Source organism: Pantoea sp. ACRSC (assembly GCF_022346785.1).
GTDB classification, from domain to species: domain Bacteria; phylum Pseudomonadota; class Gammaproteobacteria; order Enterobacterales; family Enterobacteriaceae; genus Pantoea; species Pantoea alvi.
Genome location: NZ_JAKRNN010000009.1, coordinates 82764 through 103851, shown reverse-complemented (window position 1 = coordinate 103851; position 21088 = coordinate 82764). Strand labels below are relative to the sequence as shown.

15 protein-coding genes, 1 tRNA gene, 1 other RNA gene and 1 pseudogene are annotated in these 21088 nt (G+C 59.7%); 15 read left to right on the top strand and 3 right to left on the bottom strand.

Features of this window, described 5'->3' with window-relative positions:
• Positions 1–1602, bottom strand: a complete 1602-nt coding sequence (locus MHZ97_RS11065) for a gamma-glutamyltransferase family protein (protein WP_239314567.1) — start codon at positions 1600–1602, stop codon at positions 1–3.
• A 139-nt stretch (positions 1603–1741) separates the two neighbouring features.
• Positions 1742–1930: a hypothetical protein gene (locus tag MHZ97_RS11060; protein WP_239314566.1), complete on the bottom strand. Its 189-nt coding sequence runs from the start codon at positions 1928–1930 to the stop codon at positions 1742–1744.
• 195 nt (positions 1931–2125) lie between these two features.
• Here MHZ97_RS11060 and MHZ97_RS11055 point away from each other — a divergent pair, with 195 nt between their 5' ends.
• Complete coding sequence (locus MHZ97_RS11055) at positions 2126–2419, top strand: HTH-type transcriptional regulator (RefSeq protein WP_033754453.1); 294 nt, start codon at positions 2126–2128, stop codon at positions 2417–2419.
• Positions 2420–2460: 41 nt separating this feature from the next.
• Here the strand turns inward: MHZ97_RS11055 and MHZ97_RS11050 are convergent, their stop codons facing one another.
• On the bottom strand, positions 2461–3054 hold the full coding sequence (locus tag MHZ97_RS11050) for an HD domain-containing protein (RefSeq protein WP_103797259.1): 594 nt from the start codon (positions 3052–3054) through the stop codon (positions 2461–2463).
• A gap of 64 nt (positions 3055–3118) precedes the next feature.
• Between MHZ97_RS11050 and MHZ97_RS11045 the strand changes: the two genes are divergently transcribed.
• The 14 genes and pseudogenes from MHZ97_RS11045 (at position 3119) to bcsC (ending at position 21003) form a co-directional block, all read left to right on the top strand.
• Positions 3119–3583, top strand: coding sequence for a MarR family winged helix-turn-helix transcriptional regulator (locus MHZ97_RS11045; protein WP_103797258.1), 465 nt, complete (start codon positions 3119–3121; stop codon positions 3581–3583).
• A gap of 88 nt (positions 3584–3671) precedes the next feature.
• Entirely contained in the window at positions 3672–4100 is a 429-nt protein-coding gene (locus tag MHZ97_RS11040; RefSeq protein ID WP_081137898.1) for an organic hydroperoxide resistance protein, read from the top strand.
• A 265-nt stretch (positions 4101–4365) separates the two neighbouring features.
• Positions 4366–6039 (top strand): annotated as a pseudogene (gene eptB / locus MHZ97_RS11035) (kdo(2)-lipid A phosphoethanolamine 7''-transferase); the annotation flags it as partial.
• Positions 6040–6170: 131 nt separating this feature from the next.
• A tRNA-Pro gene (locus MHZ97_RS11030) sits at positions 6171–6247 on the top strand.
• 33 nt (positions 6248–6280) lie between these two features.
• Positions 6281–6409: non-coding RNA, RtT sRNA (locus MHZ97_RS11025), on the top strand.
• Between the two features lie 1110 nt (positions 6410–7519).
• The gene (gene dppA, locus MHZ97_RS11020; protein ID WP_103797255.1) at positions 7520–9130 is read left to right on the top strand and encodes a dipeptide ABC transporter periplasmic-binding protein DppA; all 1611 of its coding nucleotides are present in this window, start codon (positions 7520–7522) and stop codon (positions 9128–9130) included.
• Between the two features lie 298 nt (positions 9131–9428).
• Positions 9429–10448: a dipeptide ABC transporter permease DppB gene (dppB, locus tag MHZ97_RS11015; protein ID WP_103797254.1), complete on the top strand. Its 1020-nt coding sequence runs from the start codon at positions 9429–9431 to the stop codon at positions 10446–10448.
• 9 nt (positions 10449–10457) lie between these two features.
• Positions 10458–11360 (top strand): dipeptide ABC transporter permease DppC, encoded by a 903-nt coding sequence (gene dppC, locus MHZ97_RS11010; protein WP_103797253.1) that lies wholly within the window; start codon positions 10458–10460, stop codon positions 11358–11360.
• Between the two features lie 11 nt (positions 11361–11371).
• Positions 11372–12358, top strand: a complete 987-nt coding sequence (dppD, locus tag MHZ97_RS11005) for a dipeptide ABC transporter ATP-binding protein (RefSeq protein ID WP_103797252.1) — start codon at positions 11372–11374, stop codon at positions 12356–12358.
• Positions 12348–13370, top strand: a complete 1023-nt coding sequence (gene dppF, locus MHZ97_RS11000; RefSeq protein WP_239314565.1) for a dipeptide ABC transporter ATP-binding subunit DppF — start codon at positions 12348–12350, stop codon at positions 13368–13370. The genes dppD and dppF overlap by 11 nt, the downstream gene beginning before the upstream one ends.
• Before the next feature lie 450 nt (positions 13371–13820).
• Positions 13821–14456 (top strand): cellulose biosynthesis protein BcsO, encoded by a 636-nt coding sequence (gene bcsO, locus MHZ97_RS10995; RefSeq protein ID WP_239314564.1) that lies wholly within the window; start codon positions 13821–13823, stop codon positions 14454–14456.
• Positions 14447–15250 carry a cellulose biosynthesis protein BcsQ gene (bcsQ, locus tag MHZ97_RS10990; protein ID WP_224481571.1) on the top strand — a complete coding sequence of 268 codons (804 nt, stop codon included), beginning with the start codon at positions 14447–14449 and terminating at the stop codon, positions 15248–15250. The genes bcsO and bcsQ overlap by 10 nt, the downstream gene beginning before the upstream one ends.
• Before the next feature lie 51 nt (positions 15251–15301).
• The gene (gene bcsA, locus MHZ97_RS10985; protein ID WP_239314563.1) at positions 15302–17401 is read left to right on the top strand and encodes a UDP-forming cellulose synthase catalytic subunit; all 2100 of its coding nucleotides are present in this window, start codon (positions 15302–15304) and stop codon (positions 17399–17401) included.
• Positions 17398–21003: a cellulose synthase complex outer membrane protein BcsC gene (gene bcsC, locus MHZ97_RS10980; RefSeq protein WP_239314562.1), complete on the top strand. Its 3606-nt coding sequence runs from the start codon at positions 17398–17400 to the stop codon at positions 21001–21003. The genes bcsA and bcsC overlap by 4 nt, the downstream gene beginning before the upstream one ends.
• Positions 21004–21088: the final 85 nt, after the last annotated feature.

Below are 21088 nucleotides of genomic sequence, written 5' to 3'. Positions count from 1 at the left end.
TTAAAACACCACCGCCTGACCATCCTTTCTGCTCTCGGTCGCCGCGATATAGAACCCTTGCGGGTCGCGGACGATCGCCTGCGCACCGCCGAAGTTATAGCCCTGCAGCGGATCCTCCAGCGTTATCTGATGACCCAGCCGACGCAGCGCCGCCAGCGTATTGCGCTCAAGCGCAGATTCGAACACCACGTGACGACCCTGCTCAACGCGCCAGCGCGGCGCGTCGATCGCCGCCTGCGGGTTCTGTTTGTGCTGCATAATGCGCAGCGCCAGCTGCAGATGGCCCTGCGCCTGCATTGGCCCGCCCATGACGCCGAACGACATCAGCGGCGCGCCCTGCGCGTCGAGCGCAAAAGCCGGGATAATGGTGTGGAAAGGGCGCTTGCCGCCCGCCACTACGTTAGGGTGAGTGGGATCGAGCGAAAAGCCCGCGCCGCGGTTCTGCAAACTGATGCCGGTGCCAGGCACCACCACGCCGGAGCCAAAGCCCATAAAGTTCGACTGAATAAAAGAGACCATCATACCGCTGGCATCGGCGGTGCTGAGATAAACGGTGCCGCTCTGCTGCGGCGCGCCGAAGACAAAGTCACCCGCGCGTTCAGGGTCGATCAGCGCCGCGCGCTGGCGCAGATAGCGCTCGCTCAGCAGCCGCTGCGCCGGAAACTCAAGATGATCTTCATCGCTGACGTAACGCGCCAGATCCACCAGCGCTAGCTTCATCGCTTCGATTGAGAGGTGCAGCCAGGGCACGGAGTCGGGCGCGTAGCGACCGATATCGAGCTGTTCGAGAATGCCCAGCGCAATCAGCGTGGCGATCCCCTGGCCGTTAGGCGGCAGCTCCTGCACCGAGCCGCCGGCGAACGGCTGCGACAGCACCGTAACCCAGTCGGCGCGATGTCTGTCGAGATCCTCCAGCGTCAGCGCGGCGTTGTGCTGACGGGCGAAGGCGACCATCTTTTCCGCCAGCTCGCCGCGGTAAAAGCTTTCTCCGTTGCTGGCAGCGATTTTTTGCAGCGTGTCGGCCTGCGCCGGATTGCGGAACAGCTCGCCGACGCGCGGCGGCCGGCCGCCGGGGGCAAAGCATTCGCGGAAGCCGGGCTGATGCTGGAGTTTGTCGAAGCCGCGCTGCCAGAGTTCGGCGATTAATGGCGAAACCGGAAAGCCGTTGCGCGCGTAATCGATAGCGGGCTGCGCCAGCGTGGTCAGCGGCAGCGTGCCGAAACGCGCCGCCAGCGTAACCCAGGCGGATACCGCGCCCGGCACCGTGACCGCTTCCCAGCCGATCTCCGGCATGCGGCTGCGGCCAACGAAACGTCCTGGATGCCAGGCCGCTGGCGCGCGGCCCGACGCGTTCAGGCCGTGTAGCTGGCTCCCGTCCCAGATAATGGCGAAGGCGTCGCTGCCGATGCCGTTGCCGGTCGGTTCCAGCACCGTCAGCGCCATGGCGGTGGCAATCGCCGCGTCCACCGCGTTTCCGCCCTGCAGCAGCATACGCAGACCCGCCTGCGACGCCAGCGGCTGAGAGGTGGCGACGGCGTTGCGGCCCATCACCGGCACGCGATGCGACGCGTAGCTGGCGTGAAAATCGAACCCAGAGTGCATTTCCCGTTCCTTAGCTGAGTGCAGCTGCGCCATAACGATGCGCCGAGGTGGTGCAACATCTCTGCTGTTGCAGCCTGGCGGAGAGGTGAAACAAGAAAAATCACAGGTTTTGCATACTGGCGCGATTCTTGCCTGCTTTTTACACAGCGCGGTCTACAGTAGCAGTGTAAACGCTAAGCATTTTTTGCAATTTTTGCGCTTTTTTTAAGCGCAGCGCGGCGGGTTTGCCTTGTGTGATCAATGGCTTGTTTTGCTTATAGCAAAAAGGACGGTTTTGGGTAAAAAAATAATTGATATTCACGCAGCAAATCGTCAGGTCTCTATCCATACTTAGAATCCCGGCGAGATGGCGCATTGCTCTGACAAAACAATCAGGCGGTACGCATCAGGCTGTGTCCCGTAGGGGTTTCTCAAACGATAACTATAAACCCTTGCGGGATACAGCCTGCAAAGATCGGTGTGTGAACCATTTGGTTTTACCTCTACTTTCACGTGATTCATAGTGAGTTTTAAGGAGTTCTCTATGGAAGTAAAAGATCCTGTTTTTGAATTGCTCAGCAGCCTTGAGCAGATTGTACTGACACGTGATGCAACACCTGCCACAACTGAAATTCAGCTTCAGCCCGCCATGCCAGAGCCGCAGCGCCTGCGTGAGTTAACCGGAATGAAAGTAGATGAATTTGCCAAAGTGATGGGCGTCAGCGTCTCCTCAGTAAAAAGCTGGGAAGCGCGCCGCACCCGACCTTCAGCGACGGCGCAAAAACTGATGAAATTGCTGCATGCCAATCCCTATCTCGGACGGCAGTTACTGGACTAAAAAATAAGAAAAAAAGAGAACCCGCCACGGCGGGTTTTTTTTTAACTCAGTCCGCCATATTTCGCCGCCTGTTTAACGAACCAGCTCTCCGGCACGCTGTAGGGCGGCTGACCAAGCTGCGCAATTCCCTGTTCGATAATGGTGCTGGCCTGCTGCCACAGCCGGGCGTCGCCCTGCTTAAGCAGTTCTATCTGAACGCGTTTCTCCACCAGATAAATCCGCGCGAAATGGGGATCGAAGCGGACGATGGCGCGCGTATTATCGATAATATCGGCCAGCTTGACGGTTTGCGCCTCGGGCGAGGCTTCAGCGGTATGGCGGAAGTGCGCCAGCTTGCGCGCGGCGCGATTTTTTGCCTGCGGCTGAGCGCTGTCGGTCAGCATTCCGACCAGCTGCGCGACGCGCGAACCGAAGTGCGATTCAATGTCGGCCAGGGTCGTGTCGGTGTCCTCTACCGTATCGTGCAGCCAGGCGGTGGCCAGCAGTTCGTCGTCGTCACTGACGCTGCGCACCAGCTCGGCGACGGCGGCGGGATGAACGATATAGGGTTCGTCGGTATATTTACGCCGTTGACCAGCCTCAGCGTGAGCGCGTGTGGCGTAGCGTCGCGCCTGCTCTTCCAGAGATTCCAGCATGCAAAAGCCCTCTTTGTTAAAAAGTTGCTTGCAATTATCTAGCGCGCTATTTATATTGAATGCCATGAACAGTAACCAAAATGACAAAAAAGTGAAGGCAACGCCACTGTTGGTCAATCAACAGCTCTGCTTTGCGCTCTATTCCGCCAACCTGGCGATGAATAAAGTCTATCGGCAACTGCTTTCGCAGCTCGATCTCACCTATCCGCAATATCTGGTGATGCTGGTGCTGTGGGCGCAGGACGATCTCACCGTGTCTGAAATCGGCGAACAGCTGTTTCTCGATTCCGCCACGCTGACGCCGCTGCTGAAGCGACTGGAGAGCGCGGGATTGATTAACCGTCAGCGTTCGCGCCAGGATGAACGCCAGGTGGTAGTGACCCTGACGGAGCAGGGCCGCGAACTGCAGAGCCAGGCGAGCACCATTCCAGAAACGGTGCAGTGCGCCACCGCCTGTGACGACGAGACGCTGCTGGCGCTGAAGAACGAGCTTGATTTACTGCGCGACAATTTAAATCGGTCGCGCTAGAGATTTACCGGGCGCTCGCGCCCGCTGAAACACCTGCTACACTTATATTAATCGCGTACGATTAAATCGTTTATACAGAGAGGAAGTTATGTCTTTAGAGAAAGTTGTTTATACCGCAAAAGCCAAAGCAACCGGCGGCCGTGATGGTCGTGCAACCTCTTCTGACGGCGTGCTGGACGTGAAGCTGGGCGTGCCGAAAGAGATGGGCGGCGCCGGCGGCGAAGTCACCAACCCGGAGCAGCTGTTCGCTGCCGGCTACTCCGCCTGTTTCCTCGGCGCGATGAAGTTTGTGGCGGGCCGCGACAAAATCGCCATGCCGAAAGATGCGTGGATTGAAGGTGAAGTCGGCATCGGTCCGATCCCTGACGGCTTCGGCATTGAAGCTAAACTGAATATTCATCTGCCGGAGATGGACGAAGCGGAAGCGCAGAAGCTGGTTGACGCTGCGCATATCGTTTGCCCGTACTCTAACGCTACGCGCAACAATATCGACGTCACCCTGAATATCATTCGCTAAGTTTTACGGGCCCACTGCGGGCCCGTTCTCATTTCTCCGTTTTTCTGACCGCTTCTCGCCCTCTGCCCTGTCGTCTTTTCTGGCCTGCCTGGTTAATTTATGTTCTACTGTGCAGCCTCGTGAAAGATCTGTCCGAGCCCGCTCAGATTCTTCCTGTTCGCCAGACAATCGTTATGTCCTGGCGCTAATGCAGCGAACTCTTCCGCGTTGCGATAGTCACAATAGCGTTCAACATCGTGCTTAAGTCCCGGGAAACCCCTTTAAGATGAATTATATTAAGACCATAACCCAGCAAAAGCTGTCGCTGCTGCTGGCGTTATACATCGGCATCTTGCTTAATTTGCCGATTTTCTACCGTCGTTTTGACGGCTTTCTCACTAAATCCACCCTGACTAACTGGCTGACGGCTGCTACTGAAGTGATGGCGATCGTCGTGCTGACCTTTTTCCTGATGCGTCTGCTGTCGCTGGGCGGCAAACGACTCTATCGCGTGCTGGCAACGCTGCTGGTGCTGGTTTCCGTCGCGGCGGCCTACTATATGGCCTTTTTCAACGTGGTGATCGGCTACGGCATCGTCGCCTCGGTGATGACTACCGACGTCGACCTGTCGAAAGAGGTAGTCGGCCTGCATTTCGTGCTCTGGATGGTCGGCGTCAGCGCGCTGCCGCTGCTGATGATCTGGCGTAATAACCTTAGCCAGACGCTGATGGAGCAGCTGCGCACGCCGGGACAGCGCCTTAAGCCTGCTTTGATGATGCTGCTGTGCGTGGCGCTGGTGTGGCTGCCGATCCGCTATTTCGACAAGCTGCAGAAGGCCAATGAAGAGCTTACCAATATCGATCTGCCGAGCTACGGCGGCGTGGTGGCGCACTCTTACCTGCCGTCGAACTGGCTGGCGGCGGTAGGGCTGTTTGCCTGGACGCGCATCGATGAGACGCTGGACAGCCAGGAGCTGCTCGATCCGGCGAAGAAGTTTACCTATGTCGCGCCGCCGGGCATTGATGATACCTATGTGGTGTTTGTGATTGGCGAGACTACGCGCTGGGATCATATGGGCTTGCTCGGCTACGATCGCGATACTACGCCGAAGCTTTCCAAAGAGAAAAACCTGGTGGCGTTCCGCGGCGAGTCGTGCGATACCGCCACCAAGCTGTCGCTGCGCTGTATGTTCGTGCGCGAGGGCGGCACCGAGGATAATCCGGGACGCACGCTGAAAGAGAAGAATATTTTTGCCGTGATGAAGGAGCTGGGCTTTTCGTCCGAGCTGTTCGCCATGCAGAGCGAGGTCTGGTTTTACGATAATGCGGAGGTCGATAATTTCGCTTTCCGCGAGCAGATTGGCTCGGAGCCGCGCAACGCCGGCAAGTCGGTTGACGATATGCTGCTGGTGCCGGAGCTGAAGGCGTCGCTGGATCGTTATCCGCACGGCAAGCATCTGGTGGTGCTGCATACCAAAGGTTCGCACTATCTCTATTCGCAGCGCTATCCGCGCAGTTTCGCGCGCTATCAGCCGGAGTGTATGGGCGTCGATGAGACCTGCAGCAAGGCGCAGCTGATTAACGCCTACGATAACTCGATTCTTTACGTCGATAGCATGCTGGACAGCGTGTTCGATCAGCTGCGCGACAAGAAAGCGATTGTGTTTTACGCTGCCGACCACGGCGAGTCGATTAGCGAGAATATGCATCTGCACGGTACGCCGCGCGAGCTGGCGCCGCCGGAGCAGTTCCGCGTGCCGATGATGGTGTGGGCGTCAGATAAGTATCTGGCTGATGCCAGCAACCGCGCTAATTTCGAGCGTCTGCAGGCGCAGCAGCGCGTCGGCAAGACGCATCGTCACGTTGAGCTGTTCGATACGATTCTGGGCTGTCTGGGCTACAGTTCGCCGAACGGCGGTATTAAGGCGGCGAATAACTGGTGTCAGGCACCGGTCTCATCGCACAGTGACGCGCGGGATGTGACTGAGAAGCACCAGAATTTTGGCGGGCAGGCTGCTTTCCAGGCGAACGCGGCTAAACCACTAAAAAGCGGTTGACGCTGGCAATTGGGCGCAGTAACATGCGCCCCCATCGGTGAGTGGCGCAGCCTGGTAGCGCACTTCGTTCGGGACGAAGGGGTCGGAGGTTCGAATCCTCTCTCACCGACCAGATTTAAGAAACCTGCTTGAAAAAGCAGGTTTTTTTTCGTCTGTAGAAAAGAGGATGAGAACCTCCGAAGGAGGTTTGCGCCGAGCGTAGCGAGACAACGTTGCGCAGCAACGGCCCGAAGGGCGCTTATCGAAGATAAGCGTTATCCTCTCTCACCGACCAGATTTAAGAAACCTGCTTGAAAAAGCAGGTTTTTTTTCGTCTGTAGAAAAGGGTACTGCTTTTTTAAAAAGACGCTGTGGGGCAGGTGCTTACGCGGATGGCATGGACGGATCGCAAAGTCGCTGTACGCATCCCTGCGCGCTCGGCCCGCGACATCCTTGTCGCGGGACGCTTTGCTCTTCCGTCCATGCCATCCGCGCCTAAGCGCTGGTGCGGTCTGTTTGAACAGGGGCTCACGACTTTTGCTGTTGCGTCCGAGCTATCTGCGTTTAAGCGCTGGTGCGGTCTGTTTGGAAATATGTTTAATGCGGCCTGTTTGCACTTGTTTTACTGTCACTCTTTTAATGGCTGAATGCGTAATCTAGTAAAAAACGGGCGCGGCCAGATTCGTTATTCGCATAAGTTTTTGTGAGGCGTTAACAGCGAGCGTTGAAGAATTTCGCTGCCTGTTTTTCAGGAGAATATCGGCACTGTTAGTTTTGGATTTTTTCCCGCAGGTTTATAACAAACCCGATGAAATCCCTCTTTGCCGCCGCTCAGGCCTGGTGAATCTGATTATTATCCCTTTTGACGCGCCAGCGCGCGCCGCGTCTGGCCCAGACGCTTATTTTGCATCGCGTTTTTCTTATGACCTTTTTTATTGTCATGTCGATTTCTTATAGCTGTATCCCAGCATTTTCCACTACCTGGACGCGATAACGCACGCTAAATCGTTCAGTTATTCAACATTTATCGCGCAAGTGCCGGTGTTTTTTAGCGGTGATAATCACTGGAAATTATCGTTCGTCTTAGCGAGATATATGGTCTGGTGAGCAAAAACGCTGTGCAATATGCGGCAATTAACCGTGAAGGCTTTTTTTTACCGTTGCTTGCTATTCCTCACACTCTGTGTAAATAACTCGCGGCTGTATTGACGTTCATTGCAACTGTTGACAAATTGATGCGTCAATAAAGTTGCAGAAGCGGCGTGATCCGGCAGTTTCCACGGCGTCGGAAAAACACAACAAGAACGCTCCGCACTTTCGACCACGTCAGTGGTCTGCCTGAACCGCATAAAAAAAACAGAGGTCGGGCAATACACACAACAACACATCACAATGGAGCAAAAGCATGATCAACTCCCTGGCCAAATCCAGGATGCTGAAGGTCGGTCTGAGCCTGATTGCTATGACCGTCGCCGCAGGTGTTCAGGCAAAAACCCTCGTTTACTGTTCAGAAGGCTCGCCGGAAGGCTTTAACCCGCAGCTGTTCACCTCTGGCACCACCTATGACGCCAGCTCCGTACCGATCTATAACCGCCTGGTTGAGTTCAAAACGGGCACCACCGAGCTGCAGCCTGGCCTGGCGGAGAAGTGGGACGTCAGCGATGACGGCAAAACCTACACTTTCCACCTGCGCAAAGGCGTGAAGTGGCAGACCACCAAAGAGTTTAAGCCGACGCGCGAATTCAACGCCGACGACGTCGTCTTCTCGTTTGAGCGCCAGCTGGATAAAAACAACAGCTTCCACAACGTTTCTGGCGGCAGCTACGAATATTTCGAAGGCATGGACATGCCGAAGCTGATCGGCAAAATCGAGAAGGTAGACGACTATACCGTGCGCTTTACGCTGACGCGTCCGGAAGCGCCGTTCCTTGCCGACCTCGGCATGGATTTCGCGTCGATTCTGTCGAAAGAGTATGCGGACAAGATGCAGAAAGCCGGCACGCCGGAGAAGCTCGACCTGAACCCGGTCGGCACCGGTCCGTTCGTACTGCAGCAGTACCAGAAAGACTCGCGCATTCTGTATAAGGCTAACCCCGATTTCTGGGGCACTAAGCCGAAAATCGATCGTCTGGTCTTCTCTATCACGCCGGATGCTTCCGTGCGTTACGCCAAGCTGCAGAAGGGCGAGTGCCAGGTGATGCCGTACCCGAACCCGGCCGACATCGCCAGCATGAAGAAAGACACCAAAATCAATCTGATGGAACAGCCCGGGCTGAACGTTGGCTACCTCTCGTTTAACACCGAGAAGAAGCCGATGGATAACGTCAAGGTCCGCCAGGCGCTGACCATGGCGGTGAACAAGCAAGCCATTATTGATGCCGTTTATCAGGGCGCAGGCCAGGCCGCGAAGAACCTGATCCCACCCACCATGTGGGGCTATAACGACGCTATCAAAGATTACGCTTACGATCCGGAAAAAGCCAAAGCGCTGCTGAAAGAAGCGGGTCTGCCGGACGGTTTCTCCATCGACCTGTGGGCGATGCCGGTTCAGCGTCCTTACAACCCGAACGCGCGCCGCATGGCCGAAATGGTTCAGGCTGACTGGGCGAAAATCGGCGTGAAAGCCAAAATCGTTACCTACGAGTGGGGTGAATACCTGAAGCGCGCGAAAGCGGGCGAACACCAGTCGGTGATGATGGGCTGGACCGGCGACAACGGGGATCCGGACAACTTCTTCGCCACGCTGTTTAGCTGCGCGGCGGCAAAAGATGGCTCCAACTACTCGCGCTGGTGCTACAAGCCGTTTGAAGATCTGATCCAGCCGGCGCGTGCGGAGCCAGACCACAATAAACGTATCGAGCTTTATAAGCAGGCGCAGGTGGTGATGCATGACCAGGCGCCGGCGCTGATTATCGCGCACTCTACGGTATATGAGCCGGTGAGCAAAAAAGTCTCTGGCTACGTGGTCGATCCGTTAGGTAAACACCATTTCGAAAACGTCGATATCCAGGAATAATTCCTGCGGTGCGGGCCGACCTGTTCGGCCCCTGAGCGGGCGCTTGCCCGCTCGGTCGACGCGCATTTTCGGCTAACTTCTTCGAATAAAACCCAACATCTTCGCGCTGCAGGAAAGCGGCGAGCCGACCAGTCTCCGGCGTTTGCCGCGGTAGACGTCGGGTCGGGGCCATCCGGCCTGCGCAGCGAATGATGACGGTTAACGCACTTTGCGTCGCGCCCGCGATTTTTCTCGGGAGCGCGTTGTGAGCAATAGATCCCGCGCCATCCGCGGCGGGAAAAGACTGAGAATCCGGCTTATGCTGCAGTTCATACTCCGACGTCTGGGACTTGTCATCCCGACATTTATCGGCATTACCCTGTTGACCTTCGCATTCGTGCATATGATCCCCGGCGATCCGGTGCTGATCATGGCGGGCGAGCGCGGGATCTCCCCGGAACGTCACGCCCAGCTGATGGCGGCCTTTGGCCTCGACCAGCCGCTGTGGAAGCAGTACGTTCACTACATTTACGGCGTGCTGCATGGCGATCTGGGCATTTCGCTCAAGAGCCGCATCCCGGTGTGGGATGAGTTTGTGCCGCGCTTTAAAGCCACGCTGGAGCTGGGCATCTGCGCCATGATCTTCGCCGTCGCCGTGGGCATCCCGGTGGGCGTTATCGCGGCGGTGAAGCGCGGCTCTGTCTTCGACCATACCGCGGTCGGCATCTCCCTGACCGGCTACTCCATGCCAATTTTCTGGTGGGGCATCATGCTGATTATGCTGGTGTCAGTGCAGCTTAACCTGACGCCGGTTTCCGGCCGCGTCAGCGATACCGTCTTCCTGGACGACAGCAATCCGCTCACCGGCTTTATGCTGATCGACACCTTCTTCTGGGGTGAGGCGGGCGACTTCAAGGATGCGGTAATGCATATGATCCTGCCCGCTATCGTGCTCGGCACCATTCCGCTGGCGGTGATTGTGCGTATGACGCGTTCGGCAATGCTGGAAGTGCTGGGCGAAGATTATATCCGCACCGCGCGCGCCAAAGGGCTGACGCGGATGCGCGTTATCATCGTCCATGCGCTGCGCAACGCCATGCTGCCGGTGGTCACGGTGATTGGTCTGCAGGTCGGCACGCTGCTGGCGGGCGCCATCCTGACGGAGACCATCTTCTCCTGGCCGGGCCTTGGTCGCTGGCTGATCGAAGCGCTGCAGCGTCGCGACTATCCGGTAGTGCAGGGCGGCGTGCTGCTCACTGCGGTGCTGATTATCCTGGTCAACCTGCTGGTTGATCTGCTGTACGGCGTGGTCAATCCGCGCATACGACACAAGAAATAAGGGGACGTCATGTCTGTTGTTGATCCCGCAAGCGTACCCGCTGCACCTAAGCCGATGACCCCCATCCAGGAGTTCTGGCACTATTTTAAACGCAATAAAGGCGCGGTCATTGGCCTGGTCTATGTGGTGCTGATGCTGCTGGTCGCCATTTTCGCCGGCGCGCTGGCGCCGCACGCGCCCGCAGAGCAGTTCCGCGATGCGCTGCTGCATCCGCCGGTCTGGCAGGAAGGCGGCAGCTGGAGCTATATCCTCGGTACCGACGACGTGGGCCGCGACGTGCTGTCGCGTCTGATGTACGGCGCGCGCCTGTCGCTGCTGGTGGGCTGCATGGTGGTAGTGCTGTCGCTGATCCTTGGCGTTGTATTCGGCCTGCTGGCGGGCTACCTCGGCGGCGTGGTAGACGCCATTATCATGCGCGTCGTGGATATTATGCTGGCGCTGCCCAGCCTGCTGCTGGCGCTGGTGCTGGTAGCAATCTTCGGTCCGTCGATCGTTAACGCCTCTGTCGCGCTGACCTTTGTCGCCCTGCCGCACTATATTCGTCTTACCCGCGCCGCGGTGCTGGTCGAGGTGAACCGCGACTACGTCACCGCCTCCAGCGTGGCGGGCGCGGGCATGCTGCGTCAGATGTTCGTCAATATTCTGCCTAACTGTCTGGCGCCGCTGATCGTGCAGGCGTCGCTGGGCTTCTCCAACGCCATTCTCGATATGGCGGCGTTGGGCTTTCTCGGTATGGGTGCGCAGCCGCCGACGCCGGAGTGGGGCACCATGCTCTCCGACGTACTGCAGTATGCGCAAAGCGCCTGGTGGGTGGTGACCTTTCCTGGTCTGACCATTCTGCTCACCGTTCTGGCCTTTAACCTGATGGGCGATGGCTTACGCGACGCCCTCGACCCGAAACTCAAGCAGTAAGAGGCACCGAGATGGCGTTATTAAATGTAGATAAATTATCGGTGCATTTCGGCGACGATAAGACACCGTTCCGCGCGGTTGACCGCATCAGCTATCAGGTTGAGCAGGGTCAGGTCGTGGGCATCGTCGGCGAGTCCGGCTCGGGCAAATCGGTCAGTTCGCTGGCAATCATGGGCCTGATCGACTTTCCCGGCAAAGTGATGGCGGAAAAGCTGGAGTTCAACCAGCGCGACCTGAAACGCATCTCCGAGAAAGAGCGCCGCCAGCTGGTGGGCGCGGAAGTGGCGATGATTTTTCAGGATCCGATGACCAGCCTGAACCCCTGCTATACCGTCGGCTACCAGATCATGGAGGCGATTAAGGTGCATCAGGGCGGCAACCGCCGCACCCGTCGCCAGCGCGCTATCGATCTGCTGACGCAGGTCGGCATTCCCGATCCGGCATCGCGACTGGATGTCTATCCGCACCAGCTTTCGGGCGGTATGAGCCAGCGCGTGATGATCGCCATGGCGATCGCCTGTCGGCCTAAGCTGCTGATCGCCGACGAGCCGACCACGGCGCTGGACGTGACCATTCAGGCGCAGATTATCGAGCTGCTGCTTGAGCTGCAGCAGCAGGAGAACATGGCGCTGATCCTGATTACGCACGATCTGGCGCTGGTGGCGGAAGCCGCGCACCACATCATCGTGATGTATGCGGGTCAGGTAGTAGAGAGCGGCAGGGCAGGCGATATTTTCAAGGCGCCGCGTCATCCCTATACGCAGGCGCTGCTGCGCGCGCTGCCAGAGTTCGCCGCCGATAAGGCACGGCTGGCGTCGCTGCCGGGCGTGGTGCCGGGCAAATATGACCGGCCGCTCGGCTGTCTGCTGAATCCGCGCTGCCCCTACGCCACCGATCGCTGCCGTAAAGAAGAACCTGCCTTACGCGACATTCCGGGGCGTCAGTCCAAATGTCACTATCCGCTGGATGATGCCGGGAGACCGACCTATGAGTCTTGAGAATACCAGGCAGGATTACCTGCTGCAGGCGATTGACCTGAAAAAACACTATCCGGTGAAGAAAGGCCTGTTTGGCCAGGAGCGCCTGGTAAAAGCGCTGGACGGCGTCTCCTTTAATCTGGAGCGTGGTAAAACGCTGGCGGTGGTCGGGGAGTCCGGCTGCGGTAAATCGACGCTCGGCCGCCTGCTGACCATGATTGAAACGCCAACCGAAGGCCAGCTCTACTGGCACGGTCAGGATCTGCTGAAGCACGACCCGCAGGCGCAGAAGCTGCGCCGTCAGAAAATCCAGATCGTGTTCCAGAACCCCTACGGTTCACTTAATCCGCGCAAGAAAGTCAGCCAGATCCTTGAGGAGCCGCTGCTGATCAATACCGCGCTGAGCAAGGCGGAGCGGAGAGAGAAGACGCTGGAGATGATGGCGAAAGTCGGCCTGAAAACCGAGCATTACGACCGCTATCCGCATATGTTCTCCGGCGGCCAGCGTCAGCGTATCGCCATCGCGCGCGGGCTGATGCTGGAACCCGATGTGCTGATCGCCGACGAACCGGTCTCAGCGCTCGACGTTTCCGTACGCGCGCAGGTGCTTAACCTGATGATGGATTTGCAGCAGGAGATGGGGCTCTCTTACGTCTTTATCTCGCACGATCTCTCAGTGGTAGAGCATATTGCGGATGAGGTTATGGTGATGTACCTCGGCCGCTGCGTAGAGAAGGGCAGCAAAGAGGCGATCTTTAGCAATCCGCGCCATCCTTACACTCAGGCGCTGCTTTCAGCCACGCCGCGCCTCAATCCAGACGACCGACGCGAGCGTATCAAGCTGACCGGCGAGCTGCCCAGCCCGCTTAATCCGCCACCGGGCTGCGCCTTTAACGCGCGCTGCCGTCGCCGCTTCGGCACCTGCGTGCAGCTACAGCCGAAGCTGAAGCGCTACGGCGAGCAGCAGATCGCCTGCTTCGCCGTCGACCAGGATGAGAACCAGCCGGTCGGCGCGGCGGAAGGTATCGTATAAAACAGAGGCTCCGTAAGGAGCCTTTTTACTGGCCACTCTTCACCCTGCCTGATAGATCCCCAGCCGCCACAACCCTGCCCGCCGTAAAAGATTATCGCCGCTGACGTGAGCGGCCGTAGCGACGCTTTCCCTGAAGCGCCAATGTGCCGTTAGCTCTGCATTAATAAAAAACGCAGCAAAGCCTCAACAGGCGACTGGCTGCGATATAACAGGTTAAAGGGTAAATTTTATTATTGAACCTCACATGGCCGCTTATCTGTTTTAGTTAAGGCCAATTTATTAATTTATTGGTAAAGCTGATAAAAAAGGCGCAGGCGGGTTTTAAATTAATCATAAAGATAAAACTCTTTTGTTGAATGTGCGCTTTTTATAATCAGATTTTTCTCACTGAGCCTAAATGAATGTGATATATTCCTGGCAAAATTTTCCCTGAATGCAGGCCACGGCCCGATGAAAAACTATGACGATTTGCAGCGTTTCAAGGAAAAAACGCAAACGCTCGATATCGCCTTTAAAGATATGTCAGGCCAGCTGCAGCAACCCGCCGAAAATAGCCAGTGGGCGCTTATTCGTCAGCTGGCGAATGAGGACGCCTCTACGCCGTTCAGCGGCAGCCAGCGTATCGATCTGCCGCAGCCGCGGCCGCTGCGCGGCGATGAGTTTCACGCGCCGGCGACCTCGCCGCTGATGCGCCAGCCGGCGGCTGCGCTGCCCGCCGCGCGCGGCAGCATTCTCGACAGCCTGACGGACCGCGCGCCTGCCGCTGCGGCGCGCCGTTCTTCGCTCTTTCCGGCACCCCCTGAAGCCGCGCCGGTTTCTATCGCGCCCGTTCAGGCGCCTGGCCTGTCCGCCGCGCCCCGTTCCTCGCTTTTCCCGGCGCCGCCTGAAGCCGTGCCCGCTCAGGCGCCTGGCCTGTCCGCTGCCGCGCCGGTTTCCATCACGCCCGCTCAGGCGCTTCGCCCGCCGGTAGCCGCGCCTGCGCCGCGCTTTGGCGGCCTGTTCCGCGCGCGCCACAGCGAGCCGGCCAGCCTGCCGAAAGAGACCCTGCTCAAACCGTTACTGGAGAAGATTGCGCTATGCCGTTAGTTTGTGTGTGCTCGCCGAAAGGGGGAGTCGGAAAAACCACGCTGGCGGCCAATCTGGCCTGGGGATTAGCGCGGTCGGGCAGCAAGGTATTAGCGATCGATTTTGACGTGCAGAACGCCCTGCGTCTGCACTTCGGCGTGCCCCTTAACGATGGCCGCGGCTTTGTCGCGCGCTCGGAAGAGCAGGCGGACTGGAGCCAGTCGATCCTCACCACCGGCGGCAATATTTTCGTTCTGCCCTACGGCGAAGTGACCGAGCCGCAGCGTGAACGCTTTGAAGAGAACCTGGCGAAAGATCCCCATTTCCTGCGGCGCGGGCTGGATACGGTGCTGAACTATCCCGGCCTGGTGATCGTCGCCGACTTTCCGCCCGGCCCCGGCCCGGCGCTAAAAGCGATGAGCGCGCTGGCGGAAATGCACCTGGTGGTTATGCTGGCCGATACCGCCTCGGTTTCGCTGCTACCGCAAATTGAAAATAACCGCATGATTGGCCAGCCGCTGAATAATCAGCTGGGGCACTTCTTCGTGCTGAACCAGAGCGACAACCGCCGCAATATCAGCCGCGACGTCACCGCCTTTATGCAGCAGCGGCTGGGCGATAATTTACTGGGCGTGGTGCACCGCGATGAGAGCGTGGCGGAAGCCAACGCCTCACAGCAGTCGGTCTACGATTTCAGCCCCGCGTCCGCCGCCGCGTTCGATATTGAACTGATCGGAAAACGCGTGGCGAATATCCTTAATATTTCCGTCGGCAACGGCGAAGTTCAGGCGCCAATCCGCAGCAGCCACTATTAATTCCCTGGCGTTGCCAGGCTATAAAAAACAGCGCTTTTCCCAGGGTGAATCATGAATAAAATCGGGTTTTACCTGTTGCTGCTGGTGCTTGCACCAGTGGCAGCGGTAATCGTCATTACGCCGATGGACAGCCAGAAACAATATATATTTGGCTTAATCAGTATTTTAATGATGTTTTTACTGGGGATTATCAAGAGCCGTAAAATAACGGTAGTGATGGTTATTCTCTCCGCGCTGATGTCCACCCGATATATCTGGTGGCGCACCACGGAGACGCTCCATTTTAATTCCGAAACAGAGGCGATCCTCGGCATCGGCTTATATCTTGCCGAGCTTTATGTCTGGCTTATTTTAATTCTTGGCTTTCTGCAAACCACCTGGCCGCTGAAGCGCACCATTGAACCGCTGCCGGATGATGTCAGCCTGTGGCCGACCGTCGACGTCTACGTGCCGACCTATAACGAAAGCCTCGACGTGGTGCGCGATACGGTACTGGCGGCGCAGTGCATCGACTATCCGCGCGACAAGCTGAAGGTCTACCTGCTGGATGACGGCAAGCGGCCGGAGTTTGCGGTTTTCGCCGCCGACGTCGGCGTCGGCTACATTACGCGCGACGACAACAGCCACGCCAAAGCCGGCAACCTGAACCACGCAATGAAAATCACCAAAGGCGAGCTGATCTGCGTGTTTGACTGCGACCACGTCGCTACGCGCACTTTCCTGCAGGCCACCGTCGGCCCTTTTCTGACCGATCCTAAGCTGGCGCTGCTGCAGACGCCGCACTACTTCTACTCGCCCGATCCCTTTGAGCGCAACCTGCGCGCGGCGCGTACTATTCCCAACGAAGGCGCGCTGTTTTACGGCCCGGTGCAGCAGGGCAACGACAACTGGAACGCGACCTTTTTCTGCGGCTCCTGCGCGGTGATCCGTCGCGCGGCGCTGGAGGAGATCGGCGGCTTCGCGGTGGAAACGGTGACGGAAGATGCCCATACCGCGTTAAAAATGCAGCGTCGCGGCTGGGGCTCGGCGTTCCTGGCGATCCCGCTGGCGGCCGGTCTTGCTACCGAGCGTCTGGGCCTGCACGTGGTGCAGCGCACCCGCTGGGCGCGCGGCATGACGCAGATTTTCCGCGTCGACAATCCGCTGCTGGGACGCGGCCTCAAGTGGCAGCAGCGCCTCTGCTACCTCAACGCCATGCTGCATTTTCAGTTCGGCCTGCCGCGCGTGGTGTTCCTTACCGCGCCGCTCGCCTATCTGTTGTTCAATCTCAATATCATCCACTCGTCAGCGTCGCTGATCTTCGCCTATGTGCTGCCGCATCTGGTGATGTCGCTCTACGTCAATTCGCGCATGAACGGCCGCTTTCGCTACACCTTCTGGGGCGAAATCTACGAAACCGTGATGTGTTTCCACCTGGTGATCCCGACGCTGCTGACCCTGCTGTCGCCCAGGCACGGCAAGTTTAACGTCACCGACAAAGGAGGCCTGCTCGATCAGGGCTTCTTCGATTTTCATATTGTACGCCCGCACGTCATCGTGGCGGCGCTGCTGGCCATCGGCATCGCCGCAGGCGTGGTGCGCGCGGTGATGCACGACTACTTTGGCGTCGACCCTTACGTTATTGCCCTGAATGTCGGCTGGGCGCTCTTTAGCCTGATTATCCTGATGGCGGCGATTGCGGTGGCGCGCGAGACGCGGCAGGTGCGCAAGACCATCCGCATTGAAGTAGAGATCCCGGCGATTATCCACTACGCCAGCGGCATTTCATCGCGCACCCGCACCAGCGATCTCTCGATGGGCGGCGCGCAGCTGGATGCGCCGGATAACCGTCATGAAAGCGATGAGATTGAAGAGATCGATCTGCTGCTGCAGTCGGGTGCCATCACCATTCCGGTGAGCAAAATTTCCGGCGACGACAAGTCGATTCGCCTGCGCTTCGCCGCGATGCCGCTGGCGCGTCGGCGCGAGCTGGTGCGCGTGGTGCTGGCGCGTGCCGACGCCTGGCTTCAGCCGGAGTACAAAAAAGACAATGCGCTGCTGTCGCTGGGCACCATTATTCGCACCGTGTTCGAGCTGTTCTGGCTGACCTGGAAGGATCGACGCGGCAAAGGGCGCGCTGATGGCGCGGCAAAAGAGGATAGCGCAGCATGAAAATCCAGAATTACGCTCTGCTGGCGGCGGCGCTGTGGCTGAACGCCGGCTGGGCGGAGATGCCCGCTAACCCTGCCGCGCCGGTTAATAGCGCAGCGCCTGCTGCGCCGGAATCGGCTGCGCCCGCCGCGCCGGTTAATAGCGCCGCGCCTGCTGCGCCGGAGTCGGCTGCGCCTGCCGCGCCGGTTAATAGCGCAACGCCTGCTGCGCCGGAGTTGGCCGCGCCTGCCGCGTCGGTTAATAGCGCCGCGTCCGACGCCAGACCGGAAGTCTCGCCGGTGGAGTGGCTGCTGACGCAGGTCCGCACCGGCGAATCGACCGGTAAATACGATCTGGTGCAGCAGGCGCTCTACCGGCTGGAGAAGATCGATCCCGATAATCCGCAGGTGCTGGCGGCGCGTCTGCGTCTGGCGCTGCATCAGGGCGATATCGCCGCCGCGCAGACGCTGCTGACGCAGCTGAAAAAGGTGGCACCCGATTCGGCGGCAACGCGCGAGTCGGCCGTTGGCATGGCGCTGGTCTCCTCTGAGGGTCGGCAGAAGCTGCAGCAGGCGCGCCTGCTCGCCACCTCCGGCCGTCTTGCGGAGGCGAAAAGCGCCTATGACGCGCTGTTTAACGGCGTCTTCCCCGATGCGAACACCGCACTGGAGTACTGGCGGCTGGCGGCGCGCATTCCCGGCCAGGAGGATGCTGCCTGGCAGCAGCTGCAAAAGCTGGAGCAGCGCTATCCCGGCAATATCGGCGTTGAGCTGCAGCTCGCGCGCATGGCGTTCGATCGCCAGCAGCCGACCCAGGCGGTCGAGCAGATAAAGCAGCTGGCGAAGAGCAGTGCCGGTCGCGACGCCGCGGCAGATCTCTGGCTGCAGCAGATCAACAGCCAGCCGGTGAGCGACAGCAGCGTGGCGCAGCTGAAAACCTATCTGACCATCTTTACCGACGGCGACGCGCAGCAACAGGGGCAGGAGGCGCTGGCGAAGCAGCAGGCGCTGCTCGCCGATCCCGCCTATCGCGAGCGCATGCGCGGCCTGGGGCTGGTGGACGCGGGCGGCGGAGCCGAGGCTATCCCGGCGCTGAACGTTGCCCTGAAGGCGAACCCCAACGACGCAGACCTGATGGGTGCCATGGGCCAGGCGCAGGCGCGCGCCAACAACCGCGCCGCCGCCGTTCTCTGGCTGGAGCGCGCGATTCAGGCCGGTCAGCAGAGCACCCAGGTGGGCAAGTGGCAGTCGCTGCTGCAGACCAACCGCTACTGGCTGGCGATCGACCAGGGTGACAAAGCGCTGGCGCAGCGCGATATCGACGGCGCAGAACGCTTCTATCGCGAGGCGCAGACGCTGGATAGCAGCGACAGCTACGCCCTGATTGGCCTTGGCGATGTGGCGCTGGCGCGCAATAACGCGCCGGGCGCCGAACAGCTCTTCCAGCGTGCGCTGCAGCTCGACGCCAGCAACACCACCGCGGTTCGTCGCCTGGCGGGGCTCTATCAGACCCAGTCGCCGGCGCGCGCGATGGCCTTTATTAACGGTCTGCCCGCCGCGCAGCAGCGCGCGCTGGCCGACACGCTGCGCGCCCTGCGCAGCGACAGCCTGCGCGCCGAGGCTGACGCGCTGGCACAGCAGAGCCGCTGGCAAGCGGCGGCGGAGAAATATCGCCAGGCGCAGGCCTTATCGCCGGATGACGTCTGGCTCAGCTACCGGCTGGCTGGCGCGCTGCGCAACGGCGGGGCGCCGCAGCAGGCGGATGCCGTTATCGCGACGCTGCAGCAGCAGCATCCGCGGGATGCGACCGCGCTCTATGCGTCGGCGCTCTATCTCTCCGGCACCGATAATGATGAGGCGGCGCTGGCGACGCTGCGCCGCCTGCCGGAAGCGCAGTGGAGCAACAATATGCGCGAGCTGGCGCAACGCCTGACGCAGAATAAGCTGTTTGCGCGCGCTGAGGCGCTGCGCGCGGCAGGGCAGGAGAGCGACGCCATCGCACTGCTGCGCCAGCAGCCCGCCTCGAACCGCCGCGATCTGACGCTGGCCGACTGGGCGCTGGCGCGCGGCGACGCGCAGCAGGCGCTGGCGATGTATCAGCAGGTGCTTGAGCGGGAGCCTGCCAACGGCGATGCCTCGCTCGGGCGTATCGAAGCGCTGGTGGCGCTGCAGCGCAGCAGCGAGGCGCGCGCGGCGCTGAAGGCGCTGCCGCCCGCGCAGGCGAGCCTGAACGCCGATCGCCGCGTGGCGCTGGCGTGGCAGGCGGTGGGCGACACCACCCAGGCCGCCGCGCAGTTCGCGGGCCTGAAGCAGCGCGCCGCGGCGCAGCTTGAGCGCGCGCAGCAGCAGCCTGATGCCGCGCTGGCCGACTATCGGCAGGCGATGGCCGCCAGCGGCATCGGCGACGGCGATAATGTCAGCCGCCTGACGCGCAATAACCCGCAGGATGACTGGCTGAAGCGCAGCATCCGCAGCGACACCGCCGATCTCTATCGCCAGCAGGACACCACGCTGATGCTGGAGCAGGACTATTCGCGCAACAAGGGCACCGCCGGCGTCTCCGATTTTAGCGCCCATACCACCATGCTGCAGGCGGAGACGCCCCTTGCTGACGGCCGCGGCTTCCTGCGGCTCGATCGCGTTCAGATCTCGGCGGGCACCTTCTCTACCACTAACGGCACCTTTGACGAGACCTTCGGCAGCTGCGACGACGCCAACTCAGGCGGCTGCAGCCGCTACGCCAGCCAGCGCGACGAAGGCACCGCGCTGGGCGTCGGCTGGAGCAATGAGGTCTGGTCAGCGGATCTCGGCACGACGCCGCTCGGCTTCGAGGTAACCAACTGGGTCGGCGGCGTCAGCTGGAAAACCGACGTGAAAGAGGTGGGCGTAACGCTTACCGCCTCAAGACGCCCCATCTCCAGCTCGCTGCTCGCCTATGCGGGCGCGCGCGATCCGGCGGCCAACGGCGGCAAAACCTGGGGTGGGGTGGTGGCGACCGGCGGCAGCGTTGGGCTGAGCTACGATCGCGGCGGCGCACACGGCGTCTGGGCCGATATCAGCGCCCATCAGATCACCGGCGAGAACGTGGCGGACAACAGCCGCGAACGCCTGATGGCGGGCTATTACTACAAGCTGATCAATAGCGATAACCGCCGCGCCACGGTGGGTCTTAACACCATGCTCTGGCATTACCAGAAGGATCTCAGCGACTATACCTTCGGCCAGGGGGGGTACTACAGCCCGCAATCCTATCTCTCCTTTTCCGTGCCGGTCACCTGGCGGCAGCGCACCGGGAACTGGTCGTTTGACCTCGGCGGCTCGGTCTCCTGGTCGCATTCGAAAACCGACGCGCAGCAGCGCTATCCGGTTAATCCCGGCTTTACGCTGGCGAGCAATCCCTCTTCGGCGAGCAGCAGCGGGGGCGGTGTCGGCTATACTTTACAGGCCGTCATCGAGCGACGCGTCACGCCGCACTGGTTTATCGGCGCTGGGGTGGATATTCAGCAGGCGAAGGACTATACCCCGAGCCACGGGCTGCTCTATGTGCGCTACTCCGCCGCCGGCTGGGATGGCGATCTCGATATGCCGCCGCAGCCGCTTACGCCTTACGCCGATTTCAAATAATCGCTGGGCCGCGCAAAACTCGGACTCTGACAGGCAGTAAAAAAAGTGAGTTCCAGGATATACTTGCTGCGCACTTTCCTGTCTG